Genomic DNA, 18,897 nt, shown 5'->3' with positions numbered 1-18,897 from the left:
CGATCAGATACCTACGTTCGGATCGTCTCCGTCGGTTGTATCGTCACTCATAAGTCGTGGTGTATCCGCCGTCCCACAGCAGATCGCCACCGTTGAGGTGTTTGCCGTGCCTGGAGAAGCCGAACACGAAGAGGTTCGCGACCTCGGCGGGCGTCATCATCTCCTTGGTTCGGGCCTGGCCCAGCATCACGTCCTCGACGACCTCGCGTTCGGAGATCCCGCGTTCGGCGGCGGTGTCTTCGATCTGATTCACCATCAGCGGCGTCAGGACGTAGCCGACGCTGACCGAAAAGCCCCGCAGCGTTCCCTCCCCCTCGGCGGCGATCGACCGGGTGAGTCCCGCGAGTCCGTGTTTCGCCGTGATGTAGGCCGGCTTGTCCTGGGTCGCGTAGTGGCCGTGAACCGAAGACATGTTGCCGATAGCGCCGACCCCGTCGTCGGTCGCACGGATGTGGGGCATCGCGAACTTGGCGACGAGAAACGGCGCCCGCAGCATGACGTCCAGGAGAAGGTCGTACTTTTCGGTCGGGAATTCGGGGAGCGAGGCGATGTGCTGCATGCCTGCGATGTTCGCGACATAGCGGAGCTCGCCCGCCTCGGCGGCGGCCTCGATCATCGCCTCGACGTCCCCATCGTCGGTGAGGTCGGTCGGAACCGGCCGAACGTCGCCGGAAGCGTCGACGGCCCCCGCGAGGTCGACCGTCTTCTCGAGGCCCTCCTCGTCGATATCGGCCCCGACGACGGTGAGGCCGTTGGCTGCCAGCGCGATGGCGGTCGCCTGTCCGATCCCTGATGCGGCCCCGGTGACGACGGCGACGCTGTCCGGTTCGAAGTGGGGATCGTCGAGCACGAGCAGGTCCTCGGCTGTCAGCTCCGGTTCAGCGAGATCGAAGGATTCGGAAGACATCGTACTGAACGGAGTGTGCCGGCGAAAGAATAAAAGAGTGTACCCGATGTGTACCTCAGAGACAACCGAAGACACCTGGGGAACGCACACTCCCCTCGATCGGTTCGATATACGACTGCGCGGGCGCGGTACGTTTTTATCCGGTTTGACGGCAGTGGCGGACCCGGTGACCGGGTAGAGTTTGTATATAAACCTTCGCCGTGAGCGCACCCTTACTACACGTCAGCAAACGCGGTATGACCCCGGCTATCCTACGGAGCGACGTAATGGCGAAAGCAGCAGTTGTTATCCTCGCAGGAACCGACGGGCACGAAAACCTCGGCCGGCTCGTGAACGGACTCGAGACCGCAAGGGAGTTCGCCGAAACCGACGGCGACGAGATCGAGTTGATCTTCGACGGGGCCGGAACACAGTGGGTCCCCGAACTCGAAGACGAGGACAGCGACCATCACGAACTCTATCGGACGGTCCGGGAGGACACGTCCGTCTGTGACTACTGTTCGGGGGCGTTCGGAGTCGAGGACGCGGTCGCCGACGCCGGCGTGAGGGTTCTGGACGACCACGATGGACACCCGAGTATCCGCTCGCTAGTCGACGACGGTTACGAGGTCATCACGTTCTAGAGCATCGACCACGTGTCGAGACACGACGGGTCGAGACCGGAGCGGGCGGACTCCTATACCGGGAAGAGTGGGAGACGAACGGAAGGGGCCGAAGGCTTATTGGGTGACTTCCGGTAGGGTGTGTCATGAAACCAGATGCCGGGTACGGAACGGATACGCTGTCGACAGAAATCAGAGCGCGGTTCGTGCCCGACGTGAACGGGTTGCGGATGCACGTCCTGGAAGCGGGGGCTGATCCGGACAGACCATGCGTGGTACTCCTGCATGGGTTCCCGGAGATGGCCTATAGCTGGCGGAAAGTCATCGTACCGTTAGCGGAGGCCGGCTACCACGTCGTTGCCCCGGATCAACGCGGGTTCGGTCGCACGACCGGATGGGACGGATCCTACGATGGGGATCTCGCCTCGTTCCGGATGATGAATCGGGTCCGGGATGTCCTCGGACTCGTCGATGCCCTGGGGCGGGACTCCGTCGCCGCCGTGATCGGCCACGATTCGGGATCTCCCGTTGCCGCCTGGTGTTCGTTGCTCCGGCCCGACGTGTTTCGGGCAGCAGCACTCATGAGCGCGCCGTTCGGCGGCCCCCCCGAGCTGTCGTCCGAGACCGAAACAGATATCGAGAAAATAAACAAGGATCTCGGGCGGCTCTCACGGCCCCGCAAGCACTATCAGTGGTATTACTCGACGCGCACGGCCAACCACGACATGTTGAACTGCCCTCAGGGCGTTCACGATTTCCTGCGGGCGTACTATCATTACAAAAGCGCCGACTGGGAAGGGAACGACCCACGACCGCTAGACGGCTGGAGTGCCGACCAGCTGGCGAACCTGCCGACGTATTACGTCATGGATCGGCACAAAGGGATGGCAGAGACCGTGGCTCCGTATATGCCCTCCGAGGAGCAGATCCAATCGTGTCAGTGGCTCACCGAGGAAGAACTCGGCGTATATAGCACCGAATACAAACGGACGGGCTTTCAGGGCGGACTTCAGTGGTATCGGTGCATGACGAATCCGCGGTATCAACGCGATCTCCAGGTGTTCGCCGATCGGACCCTCGACGTGCCGTCGGTGTTTATCGCGGGCCGAAACGACTGGGGCGTCTATCAGAACCCCGGTGTCTTCGAACGGATGCAAGAGACGGTCTGTACCGACATGCGTCGCTGTATTCTCGTCGAAGGTGCCGGCCACTGGGTACAACAGGAAGCACCGGAACGCGTCCTCGAGCTTCTCCGTGAGTTCCTAGACGACGTCGACGGATCTACGCGGACTTAAGTCACTTGAGACGTTTCTCCCGACTCCCAGGAGAGCGTGCTGATCCCAGATAGATAACTCGGTTCCTTTTGAGTGTTTTATGTTCGAAAGCGACTGCCTCGACGGAAGACGGGAAGTGAGGAGGGGGTCAGAGGTTCCGGTAGGAGTGACATCCGAGCCGAGGACGAATCTCAATATTCAATATCAGATTCGTATAATTACCAATTTTATATAATTTATATATTTTTATAATATATGTATTTATCTAAGTGATATAGTATAACTCCAGTCACGACGCGAACTATCAACGCCGGGCTCGTAACTGACCGCGGTGTGACGAAACAGGAGCGATTCCGGATAACCGTTCCACGAATCCCGTCTCAAGTCTAGACACATCTATAGAAGCCCGAGCACCCAAGCTATCCGAGGATCATCAAATAATTCTCCAATATTTTTGATTTAGCGCCAAATAATATCAACTCTATTTCTCTAAATAAGTATTTACGAACATCTTCTTGAAGAATTTTCCTTTCGGGGAGACGAAACAAGTGCAAACAGCGGGAAGGTGTATCTAGAACAGTGCTGCAGCCCATTATACGTCTGCTAGATACATTTACGCGACACATAGCCGCCGAGAACAGGCCCTATCGTAACCGGTACTCCACCGCTCGGGACGCCACACCGCCATCGGACGACGCCCGACTATCCGAGGAACCGTCGGTCCGTTACCGTTCACGACACCAAGGGTGTCACGACGGTTCTAGCTGTCTAATATATTAATTATATGACTATGTTATAAATTCTATATTATTAGGAAATAACAGAGTATTGATATAACTGCTACCCGTGACATCGTGTTTAGGGCCGGGCGACCGGCGAGTACCGGACTCCCTGAGTCGAGGATAGCAACTACCGGGGAAGATCGGTATCCCTGTCAGCAAGGATTCTCGACCCGCCGCGCGAGAAGAACAGGCGCCGACGGTCTATCAGTTGCCGACGTCCATCGCGCGTTCGAGAACGTTCTCGCCGTACAGGTCCGCGAGGTCGTCGTGTTGATCGGGACGGTTCCCGTAGACGTCCTGGAAAAGCGTGATCGGCGTCTGTAGCGCCTGATACGTCGCCTCGTCCCACATCCGATCGCGGCTGACGTCGACCTCGACGCCGTCGATCGCGACGGTCGCCGATTGGGTCATCGCGATCGCCCCTCGGCCGGCTTCCTTGGCCGCCTCGAACTCCTCCATCGAGTCGACGATGTCGTCGAGGCTCGGCACGTAATCGAGCAGATCAAGCAATTCGTCCTCGAGTTCTGCCTCGTCGACGGCGAGTTCGTCGTTGCCGACCGACAGCACGTACCCGTCGGCGGTCGCCTCGATCGAGACCCGGTCCCCCTCGTAGACCTCGACGCCGTCCTCGTGGTCGAGTTCGACCTCGCGGCCGTCGGCATCGAGAAGCCAGTAGCCCTCCCGGGGCGGAAGCGGGGCCTTGTTCGCCTCGACGACTTGACCGGGAGTCAGAGACCAGATGCCGAGCATTCCCTTCGATCGGTTGTCGGTCATCCGCTCGTGGTAGCCCTCGACGTCCCGGATGTCGTCGTAGGGGCCGTCGACCGCGATGAGGCCGTTGGCGCTGGCCGCCCGGGACGTGTTGTGCCGCAGTTCCGCCCACTCTGGGAGCCCGCCGGTCGGCGTGATCGCGCGCATGTCTTTCGTGTAATCGACCTCGCCGTCGACGAGCAGGAACATCCGCTGGAGGTTGTTGGTCGGTTTGCCCATCTCATCGCGGAGCTTCCCCATCGCGAGTTCGGAAGCGCCGCTCTCGACGATGACCGACATCTTGAGGCTCCCCTCCTCGAGGCCGTGTTCGTGCTCGATGATAGTGAAGAACTCGTCGGCCTTCTTCCAGTCGTCGATGTCGCCCACCTCGGGGATAACGAAGCCATCGAGGTGCTCGACCGCGCCGTTGTCGGGATCGGTGATCTCGAGCATGCGCTGGAAACCCTGATACCGTGTCGAAGGGCTATCGCGGTGCCAGACGACGCGGGGGTGGATCTCGCCGGGGAACTCGGCCCCGTGTTCGGAGACGACGTCGATGATGTTTCGCGCACCCTCCTCGCGCATGTTCGGTGCGGTCGCGTCCTCGTTGTCCGGAACCCAGACGTCCGGGGCCTTCATTCCCCGGAGCCCGGCGGCGCTTTTGAGCATCTTCGCCGAGTCGTCTTCACCCTCGACGGCCGTGGGGGTGGTAAAGAACGTCCGAACGAACTTCCGGTCGTGTGTCCGTTTGTCGATTGCGGTCATCTCGGTCGTCCCTAAACACTCTGCGTGGATGCTTAAATGTGGCTCATCTCGGATATCCGACCCCGTACCCTCGAAGGGCGCTTAGGCGACACGGTTCGTGAGGCTCTCTCCGTGTTTGATCTTCTCGATGTTCTCTTTCACTACCTCGGCGATGTCGAGATGGTAGCGGTTCGTCGCCGATCCCTTGTGTGGGGAGATGATGACGTCCTCGAAGTCCCACAGCGGCGACTCAGCCGGCAACGGTTCCTCCTCGAAAACATCGAGTGCGGCCCCCGCGATGTTTTCCGATCGGAGGGCCTCAACGAGCGCGGCCTCGTCGACGACCGGCCCCCGACCGACGTTGATGAGGTATGCGTCGTCACGCATCGTCTCGAACTCCCCGTCGCTTATCATGCTCTCCGTTTCCGGTGTGTGCGGAACGGTGAGCGCGACGAAGCGAGCCTCCGCGATGGCGTCCCCGAGTTTGTCCGGCGGATACACTTCCGGGACGCCGGGGACCGCCTCCTGTCTCCGACGAACGCCGACTACGTCCATCCCCAGCGCGTCGGCGCGTTTGGCGATTCCAGTACCGAGCGTCCCTAGACCGACGACACAGAGCTGTTCGTTCTCGACGGTGAAGGGACGTTCGTACTCGGGGGAATACCAGTCGTCTTCGTTTTGGTGATCGCGGTACACGTGGACGAGTCGGGAGAGAGAGAGCATATAGCCGATAGCGAGTTCACCGACCGTCGCCCCGTGGATACCACTGGTATTCGTGAGCGGTACCCCCCTATTCTCGTAGTCCCGGGTGTCGAACGCGTCGTGTCCGGCCCGGATGCAGTGGATCCAGCTGGCATCGAGAAATTCCGGACGGGGGACGTACGTCGCCACGGCGTCGCCGTCCTCGTACGTTTCGCCGTCGCCGACGAGTTCGTTTGGTATCTCGAGGTCGTCGAAGGCGGCGAGAAAATCTTCCGGGGGAACGACGTTCTCGACCGATTCGTGTATATATAACCGCTCGATGTCCGAAACCATGTCCTTGCTGATTGGCGAGCGGGAATTGAATCTTACGACTCGTGTGTTTCCGTGGATCAGCCAATTTCATGAGTAATGTTAAGCAGTAGCACATATAACGTACACGGGAAGCAGCGCCAGCGGTAAGCATCTAGCTATGACCATAGAAACGGAGATCATCGAGAAGGCCATCAGGCGAGTGGAACGCGAGCGTTCGTTACTCTCCGCCGAGCAGTGTCGTTTCCGGACGTTCCGTACGGCAGTCAGTCGTGCGACGGCAGACGAGGCCGACACGCCATCGGGAACCGCCACAGATCTCGTCGACATCTACCGCGAGACGGTGATGGAGACGCCGGATTTCGAAACGGCGTACGACGAGACACTCAAAGAGAGCCTCGAAGAGGAGCTATCCCCATCGTTGGCGGAGACACTGTTGTCTAACGCTCCCCTGACGCAGAAACGGAAACGTGACCTTCTGATAGCGACGAACGCGGCTATCGAACGACGGGAGCGGTTCCGCTCGGAACTGGATCAGGAACAGGAATCCCTCGAGACGATGTTGAGTGAACTGATGGATATCCGCTCGAAGATCCGGGAACTGCCGGCGTGTTCCCCGAGACAACACACCATCGAGGACGTACTCGACATCTGGGAAGCGTACGATACACTAGAACAGCGGTGTAACGACCTCCTCGAAGAGCGCCAACGGCACATCCATCGGGTGAAACGGGAGGCCCGGGAGGACGACCGAGGATACATACTCAACGAATACCTCTATCACGATCTCGAAACAGCGTATCCGGTTCTCTCCGCTATCGCAAAGACGTGTGAAACGATCGACTCACGGAAGAGCGGGAGCACGTTCGATCGCACAGCGTCCGTGGCTTGAGATGCGGGCCGATCGGGTTTCGAATTCTCGCGGAGGTCTGTGGCTCCCGAAGGGCGGTTCTCGACGTCCCCGTAATAAGCCCCGTGACCTCGTTCCGTCCGCGTCGGTATCGTGCTGGAACCGTAACGAAAGAGCCGAAGCCGGGAGACGGGGAAAGCGGACCGTGGATATAGAGTTCCCCTCCCGGCTTCGAGAGCAGGGTCGGAGCCGAAAAGCGGCAACGGTGGCAACGTTGGTTGTCTGGAGTTTGGCGCGGCACCCAGTGACGAAGTACTTCTCGGCTCCACTAGAGGTGTCGACTCGCTACTCACTCAAACTTTGTGGTGACCCGGGTACGGTCGTGCTCGCCCGCATGGGGGGTGGACCGGATCATCGAATCTACCTAAAAGGGGAACGTTCGCAGGTTCGCCTTACAGCCGGGGAAGGGCCGCGTCGCGGATCGACTCAGTCCGGTTGCGCTGTGGAAAGCGGTAGTGCGACAACGCACTAATCCACACAATTTTTATAAATGATATACACGCGTTGTAAGATATGAGGATAACAGGAGTCGAGGCTATCCCCCTAGAGAGCCCCGTCGATACGATCCAGATGAAAACGGGGAAGAAAGAACAATCGGTCGCCGTGCTGCCGGTGCTCGTGAAAGTACATACGGACGCGGGGATCACCGGTTTGGGTGAGACACTCACGTACGATCCCTCCGGGAGGGAGGCGAAGTTCGCCGCACAGGGGGTCCGATCGCTCGAACGGCATCTCCTCGAGGAGGATCCACTCGACGTGAAGCAACGCTGGGACGACCTCTATCAGCATGTGAAACGTTCCGGGGCGTTCAAACCGCTGTCGGCTATCGACGAGGCCCTCTGGGACATCGTCGGAAAGAACGCGGAGAGACCGCTGTATGAACTGCTCGGCGGGGCCACGAACGACGTGGCCGCGTACGCGACGTTCCCACACCGGAAGCCGGTCGAGGAACTCGTCGAGGACGGCGCGTGGCTCGCCGAATCCGGGTTCGATTCGATGAAGATCACCGTCGGTGCCGGCGTCGAGACCGACCGGGAACGGATCCGGACGGTCGGAGAATCGCTCCCGTCGGGGTTCGGCTTGGCGATGGACGCGAACACGTCCTACAGCTTTTCACAGGCGCTTCGACTGGCACGGACCGCCGACGAACTCGAAATGGAGTGGTTCGAGGAACCGATCTCACACACCGATATCGACGGGCAAGCCGAACTCAACCGTCGAGTCGACGTTCCGATCGCGGCGTATCAATCCCATTATCCCCACTACCCGGCTGTCGATCATCTCCGGGCGGACGCGCTTGAGGTGTATCAACCCGCGCTCTATCTCTGCGGTGGCGTAACGGCCGGTAGTCGGGTGGCCACGCTGGCGGAAGCGTTCGACAAACGCTTCGTCCCGCACGCGTTCGGGCCGCTCGTCAATTACGCCGCGAGCCTTCACGTCTGTGTCGCCAGTTCCGCCTGTGATCTCATCGAGTTCGCCGTCTACGACGACGAGGTCGACGACCCGGGCGAGTACATGGCGAGTCCGTACGTCGCGAACCAAGACGAGTTCAGCCTCGATGATGACGGCACCATTTCACCGCCCGACACACCAGGGCTCGGGATCGAACTCGACGAGAGCGTCGTCGAAGAACTCCGGCTCGATTGAACACACGGTCGTTTGGGAGTCATCGAACCGAGACGTAACCGATCCACACTGTCGTCGTCCGATTGACGATATACGGTTCCGGACGCCGAAAGCGGCTCATTTTTAACCCAGCATCGTGTTCGGCTTCCGTCCGAAAGCCCCGATACAAACCCACAAACGCTCGACGGTTTCAGTGTATCACTATATTAATACGCTTCGTTAAATACTGACCAAAAATATTATAATGATTGACCATTGATAGAGCTATGTGTCACCCATGAGCAAGGATGATCGCATTGATAGACGGAAGTTCATCGCACTGACCGGAGCAACCAGCGTCGCGGCACTCGCCGGATGTAGCGGTAACGGTGACGGTAACGGCGGCAACGGCGGTGGTAACGGGGACGGCAACGGCGGCGGTAGCGACGGTAGTGACGGTAGTGACGGTAGTGACGGCAGCGACGGTAGCGATGGCGGCGACGACGGTGACGACGGCGAGTGGGTTCCCGAACGGAACCTCCGGGTCATCGTCCCGTGGGGGGCCGGTGGCGGTACGGACACGGCGACCCGCGGTGTCGCCCAGCCGGCCGAACAGATCCTACAGGAGGACAGAGGGCTCGACATCAGCATCAACGTCGAGAACATCACCGGCGCCAACGGCATGAACGCGGCCCGGGAAGTGCTCGACCAGCCCGCCGACGGGTACACGCTGTTGGCGAACACGAACGTCATCGTCCCGAACATCGTCTCGGGGCGGGCGGACTTTTCGGTCGAGGACTGGGCCGGTGTCTGTCGGGTCCAACACGACACGAGCTGGCTTGTCGGGACCGGTGACGAGAGTCTCGACACCTACTTCGAGGACGCCGAGGCAATGGCCGAATTCGGACAAGACAACACCATCCTCGCCGGTTTAACCGGCGGCGTCGCGAGTGCGGTGTTCATCTATCAGTGCGCCACGGCTGGCGGTTTCTGGGAGAACACTCAGCTCGTCTCCTACGACGACGCCGGGCAGATGTGGAACGACACGGCGACCGGCGAGATCCACTTCGGGTTCGGCGAGATCCACGAGTTCGTCGAGCGCTACGAGGCCGGCGATCTCAGTGGGCTGGCGATCGGCAAGGAAGGCCGCCTCGACGAGCCCTACGATGACATTCCGACGACGGTTGAACTAGGATGGGAGGACGCGACGTGGGGCGTGACGCGTGGCATCAACGCCAAGGGTGGGACGCCCGAGGAGGCGCTCACCTACTGGCAGGACCTGTGGCAGGAAGCGATGCAGTCCGAGTCCTACCAGGAACTCGCTGCCGAGACGATGGTCGATCTCCGCCCCGGCTTTGCCCCGGCGGACGAGTGGCTGGAGGGTCTCCAGAACGAACGGTCGCTGTTCGTGACCGTTCGGGACGCGCTCGAAGAGAGAAACTGACGGACCCCGTCGACGGTTTCTCCGGTATCGGCTCATCACCACTATTATTATCCTCACCCAGTATGTCACAAGCAGTATGGTTGCACTACACACACGCGTTATCGGCGCGAGGCAAAGTATCGGACCACGTTCAGCGAACCGAGAGCGAAACGGACGATATCAGATCTGAACGATGGTCGTAGAACAACTCGTAGGAGGATTCGCCAACATCCTCACCAACCCGCTCAATCTCTTCGTTTTCGCCGTCGCCCTGACACTCGGACTTTTCAGCGGCGCGATCCCGGGCATGAACGGGACGATGACGGTTGTATTGATGATCCCAATCACGTTCAGCATGGATCCGGTCACTGCGATCATGATGCTGTCGGTCATCTACGCCGCGGCGGTGTACGCCGGATCGATCAGCGCCATCATGTTCAAAGTCCCCGGCGCTCCGGAAGCGATCATGACGACGCTGGACGGCTATCCGATGAACCAGAGGGGGGAACTCAAAAGGGCCATACGGACGGCGGTGTTCTCCTCGGCCTTCGGCGGCGTTGTCGGCACCATCATCCTCATCTTCTTTTCGCCGGTTCTGTCCGACTTGGCGACCCAGTTATCGGACCCGGAGTACTTCGCGGTCATCGTACTCGGCCTGGCACTGATCTCGACGATCGGTTCCGGGAACGTGGTCAAATCGACCATGACGCTGTCGATCGGGCTGTTCTTGGGGACAGTCGGCCTCGATCCCCTCCAGTCGATGCAGCGGTTCACGTTCGGGTTCGAGTTGCTGCAAAGCGGCGTCTCGCTCATCCCGGTCATTCTTGGGCTCTTCGCCGTCACCGAGGTACTCAAACAGGTCTACACCGGCGGCCACATGCTCGGCGAGTCGGATGAAGACACTGGCGGATTCCAGCTCAGGGATCTCGTGCCGCCGTTTCGGTATATCAAACGGTTTCCCAAGCTCTTGAGTGTCAACTCCGTGCTCGGGACGATGATCGGCATCCTGCCGGGGGCTGGGGCGACGACCGGCGCGCTGTTCGGATACACGTTCGGCCAGCGGATCGTCCCGAAGAGCGTCAGAGAGAAGTTCGGGACCGGTGTTCAGGAAGGCATCGTCGCGCCGGAGTCCGCGAACAACGCCGCCGCGAGCGGGGCGTTCGTGCCGCTTTTGACGCTCGGGATCCCCGGCAGCGCGACGACCGCGGTCATTCTGGCTGCGTTCATCCTCCATGGGATCCGTCCCGGCCCCGAGTTGCTCACGACACAGGGGACGTTGGTCTATACGATCTTCGCCGCACTCCTCTTGGCTAATGTCACGATGCTTCTGGCGAACCAGCCGTTCGTGAGCATCTTCACGAAGATCCGACACCTGCCACGGCCGATCCTGCTGATGTTGATCATGGCGTTCACGATCATCGGCTCGTACGCGACCCGGAACATCATGTTCGATCTCTGGCTCATGTTGCTCTTCGGGCTGGTCGGGTTCCTCTTCGAGCGGTACAACTACTCGATCGCGCCGTTGATCATCGGCCTGGTGCTCGGGCCGTTGGCCGAACCCGCCCTGCGGCGGGGACTGATCAAGGCCCAGGGAGAGTATATTGTCTTCCTCCAGCGACCGATCTCCGCCGTGTTGATCATCGCGGCCGTTCTCGTGTTCTTCATCCCGCTGATCCAAGACTCCGGGATCGTCGGAAAGATCGTCGACAGGCTCTTCCGGGATGGGGGTGAGGTGAAGCCATGAGCGAGGAAGCCCCCATCGAAACGGAGGATCCGCAGGACCTGACCGAGGAACTCGAAGCCGACGAGGTGCCGAGCCTCCAACTTGACGGGGCGATTACCCTCGTCATTCTGCTCGGATCGCTGGGGCTGCTCGCACACTCGCTTCGCGTCGATACGGTCATGCTCGGCAACAGCGCCGATCCCGGACCGCGGTTCTGGCCCCACCTGATACTCGGCGTCATCGCGGTCTCCGCCGTGCTCAATCTCGGGATAATATACAAGCGGTACGGACAGGAATCGGTGCTGCTGGTCCCCACGAAGTCGGTTATTACCGAAGGGTTCAATCGACGGTTCCGCGACCTCTCGACCGAAGAGTGGGAGTTCTACGGGATCATCGTGGCAACGGCTGTCTACCTGATCTTCCTCAGCAGGGTCGGGTACCTGCTCACCACGCCGCTCTATCTGTTCGCTTTCGGCTGGATACTCAAATACCGGCGCCCGCTCGTACTCGGGGTCACGAGCCTCATCGTCTCGACGGGGATATTCGTCGCCTTCCGGATCTACATGAACATCGCGCTCCCGTACGGCGACGGCATTTTCCGATCGTTCCATCTCGCCGTCGAGGCGCTGTTCTGATCCACCGTTCGAATCTATCGTTTCTCGTCCGATCTCCATTTTGTCGCTGTGTTCGTGTCCGTCACCTCCCGGTGTGGTTTCGACGCCGTGACCGCTCGGCAAGCGGATGACACGGATGTGGCCCGGGGATCACGAGCAGAAGAGTTTTTTCCGTGCGCAGCAACCATACTGTACACATTATGGCTTCGGGAGACTATCCGGTCCGGCCGGATCCAGCGAACGACAACAGGTCGGCGTACGATTACCGGGGGAACACCGTCGAAGATCCCTCGTTACGCGACGATCTGGCCGAACGTATCGAGGGCGAGGTCCGGTTCGACGAGTACTCCCGAGAGATGTATGCGACCGACGCCAGCGCCTACGAGGTCACCCCGATCGGTGTCGTGTACCCGACGTCGACGGCCGACGTCAGCGCGATCGTGGAATACTGTGCGGACAACGAGATCCCCGTGCTTCCGCGTGGCGGCGGGACGTCACTCGCGGGACAGACCGTAAACGAGGCCGTCGTCCTCGATTTCACCCGGGATCTGGGTGACATCCTCGGGATCGATCCCGACCGGGGTCGCACGCGTGTCCAGTCCGGAACGGTGCTCGCCGAGTTGAACGAGGCGCTGAAACCGCACGGACTGAAGTTCGCGCCGGATCCCTCGACCGCAAACCGGAGCGCGATCGGCGGAGCAGTCGGAAACAACACGACCGGTGCCCATTCGCTGAAGTACGGCAAAACCGACGCCTACGTCGAAGAACTCGAAGTGGTCCTCGCGGACGGGACGGTCACGACGCTCGGTGAGGTCCCGATCGGTGAGGTCCGGGATCGCGCCGATTCCGAGGGCAGCCTCGAAGAGCGACTGTACGCGGCGGTCGTTCGGATCATCGACGAAGAAAGCGAACACGTAGAGGACGCCTACCCCAGTATCAAGCGCAACGTCTCCGGGTACAACCTCGACGTGATCGTCGAGCAGGCTCGGGCGATCGAGGCAGGAGAACGCGAGACGGTGAACCTCGCAAAGCTTGTCGTCGGCAGCGAGGGCACCCTCGCGATCGTCACCGAAGCCGAACTCTCTCTCGAACCGCTCCCCGAAACCAAGGCGATCGGGCTTTTGACCTACGACAGCCTCATCGACGCGATGGAGGACGTGAGTTCGATACTCGCCCACGACCCGGCTGCCGTCGAGGTCCTCGACGGCGTGCTTTTGGACCTGGCTCGCGACCTCGAGGAGTTCAAAGACGTCGTCGGTATCCTCCCCGAACGGACGGATACGTTCCTGCTGGTGGAATTTTACGCCCGAAACGAGACGGAGGCCGAAGAGAAGGTCGAAGCGCTCCTCGAGGACCGCGTCGGCGAGATCGCCTTCGACGGGCTGACGGCGTACGAAGAGGCCGAACAAAAGCAGTTCTGGCAGATGCGGAAGGCCTCGACGCCGATCCTCCTCTCGCGGACCACGGACGAAAAGCACATCGCCTTCATCGAGGACGTCGCGGTCCCGCCCGAACACCTCCCCGAGTACATCGCCGACTTCCAGCAGATCTTCGAGGACCACGATACGTTCGGCTCGTTTTACGCACACGCCGGCCCGGGCTGTATCCACGTGCGTCCGCTGATCAACACGAAGAAAACCGACGGCATCGAGCGGATGGAATCGATCGCCGACGCCGCAACGGATCTCGCCGTCAAGTACGGCGGGAGCGTCTCGGGCGAACACGGCGACGGACGGGCTCGAACCCAGTGGAACCGAAAGCTGTACGGAGAGCATCTCTGGCAGGTGTTCCGTGACCTCAAGACGGCCGTCGACCCGGACTGGCTGCTCAACCCCGGAACGGTGTGTGGCGATGTCGACATGACGGAGAACCTCCGGTTCGATGCGGAGTACGAGTTCGACGCCGACTTCGACCCGGCGCTGAACTGGGGAAACGACAACGGGTTCCAGGGAATGGTCGAACTCTGTCACGGCTGTGGCGGCTGTCGAGGGAGCCAGGAGACCACGGGGAACGTGATGTGTCCAACCTATCGGGCCGCCCAAGAGGAAATCACGTCGACGCGCGGGCGGGCGAACATGCTTCGACAGGCGATGAGCGGCGACCTCTCGGAGGAGCAGTTCGACGTCGAGTTCATGACTGAAGTACTCGATCTGTGTGTCGGCTGCAAGGGGTGTGCGAGGGACTGTCCCAGCGAGGTCGACATGGCGAAGATGAAAGTCGAGGTGGAAAACGAGTACTACGACCGCCACGGGACCCCGCTTCGGGCACGGCTGTTCGCGGAAATCGATCGGCTGTCACGGGTCGGGAGCGCGCTGGCGCCGCTCTCGAACTGGGCCTCCCGGGTTCCCGGGGGGCGATACCTCATGGAGCAGATCGGCGGGATCGCCCGCGAACGGTCGCTGCCGACGTTCCACCGCGAAACGCTGGTCGATTGGTTCGAAGCCCGGGGGCCGAACGTTTCCGAATCGGACGCACACAGAAAGGTAGTACTCTTTCCGGACACCTATACCAACTACAACCGGCCGGCCGCCGGAAAAGCCGCGGTCCGGCTCCTGGAAGCGGCCGGCGTCCACGTGGCCGTTCACGGATCGGGCCGCGATAGCGGCCGCCCGGCCTTCTCGAAGGGACTCCTCGATCGGGCACGGGAGCGTGCCGAGGCCAACGTCGCGGCGCTCGCACCGATGGTCCGTGACGGGTGGGACATCGTCGTCGTCGAACCGTCGGACGCGGTAATGCTGCAATCCGACTACCGTGATCTGTTGTCCGGTGAGGGCGTCGAAACCGTCGCGAACGCGAGCTACGGTGTCTGTGAGTATCTCGACGTCCACCGACTCGACGAGGAGCTCGCTTTCGGCGATCCGGACACCCACCTCACCTACCACGGGCACTGCCACCAGAAGGCGACGAAAAAGGACCACCACGCCGTCGGCGTCCTCCGAAGAGCCGGCTACCGCGTCGATCCGCTCGATTCCGGGTGTTGCGGGATGGCCGGCTCGTTCGGCTACGAGGCCGAACACTACTCGATGAGTCGCGCGATCGGCCGGATTCTCTTCGATCAGATCGAGGACAGCGACGGCGACGCCGTCGTCGCCCCCGGTGCCTCCTGTCGGACACAGATCGGCGACGAGTACGGTGAGAAACCCCCACATCCGGTAGAGCGACTGCACGAAGCGCTCGAGTGAGAGCCCGCTGTGAAACGAAATCGGATATTTCGTTCCGAAACGTTCCCGAACGTAGCCGGAATCAGGACCGGAGCGTGGCAACGACCGGACAGTCCGCCTCCAGGAGTATCGACTGCGTCGTACTCCCGAAGATAGCCTTCCCCACGGGGGTCAGCTTTCGGCCGCCGACGACGATGTACTCCGCGTCGTGGTCGCTCGCATAGTCCGTGACCTCCTCCGCCGCTTCCCCGACGAGACCGACAGCGGTCGCGTCGGGTGCGATATCCGCGGCGCTCTCCCGGGCGATCTCTCTCGCCACCTCTTTTATTCGCTCCATCTCGACGGCCTCCCCCGACGTTTCGAACGACGCGCGCTCGATATCGCGGAGTTCACCCCGGCTCAACACGTGTACGACGTGTAACTCACCGGTGAACGCCTCCGCCAGCTTCCGTCCCTGTGTAACGATCCGGTCCGTGCTTTCCGATCTGTCTACCGCCGCGACAATGACCATACCCGGGATTCGGGGGACTCCCGATTAAATTTTGTGCCATCCCGTCGAACAAATACGACAGAGAACGGAGAAGAAGGCTGCTCGCCCGGTCGGAGGTTCAAACTCCGGACCCGGGACGTCTCACTCGAGATCCGGACGCGAGAGGTCGGTCTCCTTTGCCGTCATGAACTCCAACAGCGTGGGGGTCCCCTCCCGGGTCTTTTCGATACCGCGTTTCAGCGCCGGCGCGACGTCGTCGGGATCCTCGATTCGTTCGCCGTACCCGCCGAGCGCCTCGGCGACCTCCGCGAAGTCGCCGTAGAAAGGGGTATCGTAGGACGCCATCTCCCGGTTGTTCAAGTAAATCGAGAGGATCGGGATGTCCTCCCGGGTCGCGGTCTCGAAATCCAGCCCGGTCATCCCGATAGCGCCGTCGCCCCAGACGTTGATACAGAGCTTCTCCGGGTGGAGCAGTTTGGCTCCCATGATGAGGCCGAGTCCGTACCCGAGCTGGGTCGTTTTCCCCCACCCGATGTACGACAGCGGCTCCGTCACCTCGAAGAAGGGAGCGAGAAAGTCACGCGGGTTACCGGCATCGTGGGTGACGATACAGTCCTCCTTGTCGACGATACCGTCGAGTTCGTGGATGATCCGATAGGGATTGATCGGTTCCTCCTCGGAGGTAAGTTTCGGACGCCACTCCGCGAGCCAGTCTTCGCGTACCTCGTCTATTTCGGCGGCCACATCGTCGAAGCGCCCGGGGGAATCCCCGTCGAGACGCGTTTCTATCTCGTCGACAAGCGACTCGAGTACCAGCCGGGCATCGCCGACGACCGAGTGATCCGCCTCGACGTCCTTGTCGATATCGACGGGGTCGAGCGTCGAGTGGATGACCGTATTGTCGTCGGGAACCGTGATCCCGTATGCGGTCTGGGTGAAACTGCATCCGACGCCGAAGATGACGTCGGCCTCCCGGAGGAAATGCGCTAGCTGTCCGGGTTCGCTCTTGCTCCCGGCGCCCAGCGATAGCGGGTGGTCCTCCGGAAACGCGCTCTTGCCGTTGAGACTCGTCCCGACCGGAACCTCGAGCGTCTCGGCCAACTCTAAGAGCGCATCCCAGCCCTGGGCGTAATGGACGCCCTGTCCCGCGAAGACGACCGGCCGGTCGGCCTCGAGCAGTATCTCGGCTGCTTCGCTGATGTCGGCCGGATCCGGACCGGGCGTGCTCGTGGTAGCCGGTTTGTAGTCGAACTCCTCGACGTCCTGGTGGAAGACGTCCTTCGGGACCTCCACGAGCGCCGGGCCCGGCCGACCGTTTTTCCCGTTGCTGAACGCACGCCGCATCGTCTCGTCCACCGCGTCGGTGTCCGTCAGTTGCTCCGCCGACTGGGTGACGTGCTGGTAGTTGAGCAGCGAGTTGAACTTCGGTTCGACGTCGGTTTTCCGTTCGTCGTAGCCCGCCGGAATCGCGACGAGTGGCGCGGATTCCCCGTAGGCCTGCGCCACAGCCCCGATGGCGTTCTCGGTCCCGGGACCGTGCTGGCAGGCGAAGGCCGCGATCCCCTCACCGGAGGTCAGACGACCGATCGCATCTACCATGTGAACGCCGGTTCGCTCCTGCCGGACGACGATCTGCCGGATGCCGACCGCCTCCGCAGCGTCCTGATCGAAAAGCGGGTTGCTCGGGAACCCGATGAGGTATTCGACGCCCTCCGCTTTCAGTGCCTGGGCTATCGTTTCTGTGACATCCATATAGAGACTCGATTCTTCACAGAAGCATATAATATGATTGGTTCTTTCGTCCGTCTGCGGCCTCAGAGAAAGGTTGCTGGCCGTCCCAGGCCGACACCTCGTTCCGGGCTTCGAACCCGGCCCTGGTCCTGATTCTGACCCCACCCCGGTGTCCGATCGCTTTCCCGACCGTCGGGGATCCCCGGCGGTTCCCCGCGGGTTTAAATGGCCGAATTTCCTGCGGTTTTAAATAGTCGAAACGCGACAGATACGCGTATGGCTGGAGAGGTACACGTAGACGTCGACGATCGGGTAGCGACACTCACGATCGACAACACCGAGAAGCGAAACGCGCTCGGGCCGCCGCTCCTCGCGAAGATAACCGATGCCGTCCGCGAACTGGAGGAACGCGACGACGTCCGCTGTCTGGTCATCACCGGCGCAGGCGAGAAAGCGTTCAGTTCGGGGTTCGATATCTCGTATCACCAGCGCAATTACGAGGGAGGTGTGGAGGGACCGGACGTGGAAGGTGAAGAGGTGGGCTTCGACGAGATGGTCGATCGGGTCAAGCACTTCGATTACCCGGTCATCGCGAGGATCAACGGCGGGACGTTCGGCGGTTCGATGCATCTGATCGCGGCCTGTGATTTCCGGATCGCCGTCGAGGACGCGCAGTTCGGGATCACGCCGGCCAAACTCGGGATGATCTACGGCGGGGAGGCTATCGGGGAGATCATGGCCCACGTCGGGCCATCGAACGTCAAGGAGTTGCTGTTCACCGCGGAGTTTATCGACGCCGATCGGGCCTACGACATGGGCCTGCTCAACGACGTCGTTCCGCGGGAAGAGCTCGATTCGCGAACGTACGGTATGGCCGAGACGATCGCGAGCAACGCGCCGCTTTCGCTCACCGGGATGAAAGAGATCATCCGTGCACTCATGGACAAAGACAGCCTGACGGACGCCGAAAAGGTCTGGGCCGAAACGCTCGAACAGGAGGCCGAGGACAGCCGGGATCACCAGGAAGGTGTCGAGGCGTTCATGGAAGGCCGCGAACCGGAGTTCGAAGGCTACTGACGGCGTCGCCCCCTCTTTTTCCCCGGTATTCTGAGGCAGTTATCCAGAAACGGTCCTTCGTAGTCCCCGGATGGGGCGATACTGTGGTGTCCG

General features: G+C 61.0%; 14 protein-coding genes. 9 read left to right on the top strand and 5 right to left on the bottom strand.

Features of this window, described 5'->3' with window-relative positions; translation table 11 throughout:
* Positions 1-43 precede the first annotated feature (43 nt).
* Positions 44-907 carry an SDR family oxidoreductase gene (locus tag KM295_RS07840; RefSeq protein ID WP_256029394.1) on the bottom strand — a complete coding sequence of 288 codons (864 nt, stop codon included), beginning with the start codon at positions 905-907 and terminating at the stop codon, positions 44-46.
* Positions 908-1,173: 266 nt separating this feature from the next.
* On the opposite strand from KM295_RS07840, the gene KM295_RS07835 reads away from it, so the two are divergent.
* Complete coding sequence (locus tag KM295_RS07835; RefSeq protein ID WP_256029393.1) at positions 1,174-1,530, top strand: hypothetical protein; 357 nt, start codon at positions 1,174-1,176, stop codon at positions 1,528-1,530.
* Positions 1,531-1,655: 125 nt separating this feature from the next.
* Positions 1,656-2,804 carry an alpha/beta fold hydrolase gene (locus tag KM295_RS07830; RefSeq protein ID WP_256029392.1) on the top strand — a complete coding sequence of 383 codons (1,149 nt, stop codon included), beginning with the start codon at positions 1,656-1,658 and terminating at the stop codon, positions 2,802-2,804.
* 965 nt (positions 2,805-3,769) lie between these two features.
* On the opposite strand, the gene aceB is transcribed toward KM295_RS07830, so the two are convergent.
* Both aceB and ddh read right to left on the bottom strand, forming a co-directional pair.
* On the bottom strand, positions 3,770-5,080 hold the full coding sequence (gene aceB, locus KM295_RS07825) for a malate synthase AceB (protein ID WP_272494346.1): 1,311 nt from the start codon (positions 5,078-5,080) through the stop codon (positions 3,770-3,772).
* A gap of 81 nt (positions 5,081-5,161) precedes the next feature.
* A complete protein-coding gene (gene ddh / locus KM295_RS07820; RefSeq protein ID WP_256029391.1) occupies positions 5,162-6,094 on the bottom strand; it encodes a D-2-hydroxyacid dehydrogenase in 933 nt (310 codons plus the stop codon).
* A gap of 136 nt (positions 6,095-6,230) precedes the next feature.
* On the opposite strand from ddh, the gene KM295_RS07815 reads away from it, so the two are divergent.
* From KM295_RS07815 to KM295_RS07790, 6 genes are all read left to right on the top strand, one after another.
* Positions 6,231-6,962 carry a DUF7260 family protein gene (locus tag KM295_RS07815; RefSeq protein ID WP_256029390.1) on the top strand — a complete coding sequence of 244 codons (732 nt, stop codon included), beginning with the start codon at positions 6,231-6,233 and terminating at the stop codon, positions 6,960-6,962.
* Between the two features lie 531 nt (positions 6,963-7,493).
* On the top strand, positions 7,494-8,627 hold the full coding sequence (locus KM295_RS07810) for a mandelate racemase/muconate lactonizing enzyme family protein (protein WP_256029389.1): 1,134 nt from the start codon (positions 7,494-7,496) through the stop codon (positions 8,625-8,627).
* A 256-nt stretch (positions 8,628-8,883) separates the two neighbouring features.
* Positions 8,884-10,029 (top strand): tripartite tricarboxylate transporter substrate-binding protein, encoded by a 1,146-nt coding sequence (locus KM295_RS07805; protein ID WP_256029388.1) that lies wholly within the window; start codon positions 8,884-8,886, stop codon positions 10,027-10,029.
* A gap of 172 nt (positions 10,030-10,201) precedes the next feature.
* Complete coding sequence (locus tag KM295_RS07800) at positions 10,202-11,752, top strand: tripartite tricarboxylate transporter permease (RefSeq protein WP_256029387.1); 1,551 nt, start codon at positions 10,202-10,204, stop codon at positions 11,750-11,752.
* Positions 11,749-12,366: a tripartite tricarboxylate transporter TctB family protein gene (locus KM295_RS07795; RefSeq protein ID WP_256029386.1), complete on the top strand. Its 618-nt coding sequence runs from the start codon at positions 11,749-11,751 to the stop codon at positions 12,364-12,366. The genes KM295_RS07800 and KM295_RS07795 overlap by 4 nt, the downstream gene beginning before the upstream one ends.
* Positions 12,367-12,545: 179 nt before the next feature.
* A complete protein-coding gene (locus KM295_RS07790; protein WP_256029385.1) occupies positions 12,546-15,527 on the top strand; it encodes an FAD-binding and (Fe-S)-binding domain-containing protein in 2,982 nt (993 codons plus the stop codon).
* Positions 15,528-15,588: 61 nt separating this feature from the next.
* On the opposite strand, the gene KM295_RS07785 is transcribed toward KM295_RS07790, so the two are convergent.
* On the bottom strand, positions 15,589-16,017 hold the full coding sequence (locus KM295_RS07785) for a universal stress protein (protein WP_256029384.1): 429 nt from the start codon (positions 16,015-16,017) through the stop codon (positions 15,589-15,591).
* Positions 16,018-16,137: 120 nt separating this feature from the next.
* The gene (locus KM295_RS07780; protein WP_256029383.1) at positions 16,138-17,748 is read right to left on the bottom strand and encodes a thiamine pyrophosphate-requiring protein; all 1,611 of its coding nucleotides are present in this window, start codon (positions 17,746-17,748) and stop codon (positions 16,138-16,140) included.
* A 255-nt stretch (positions 17,749-18,003) separates the two neighbouring features.
* On the opposite strand from KM295_RS07780, the gene KM295_RS07775 reads away from it, so the two are divergent.
* On the top strand, positions 18,004-18,804 hold the full coding sequence (locus KM295_RS07775; protein ID WP_256029382.1) for an enoyl-CoA hydratase/isomerase family protein: 801 nt from the start codon (positions 18,004-18,006) through the stop codon (positions 18,802-18,804).
* The last annotated feature ends 93 nt before the right edge of the window (positions 18,805-18,897 follow it).

It is taken from the genome of Natronomonas aquatica (genome assembly GCF_024449025.1).
GTDB lineage: Archaea > Halobacteriota > Halobacteria > Halobacteriales > Haloarculaceae > Natronomonas > Natronomonas aquatica.
The sequence above is the reverse complement of the archived record's forward strand: the minus strand, read 5'-3'. Positions and strand labels throughout refer to the sequence as shown.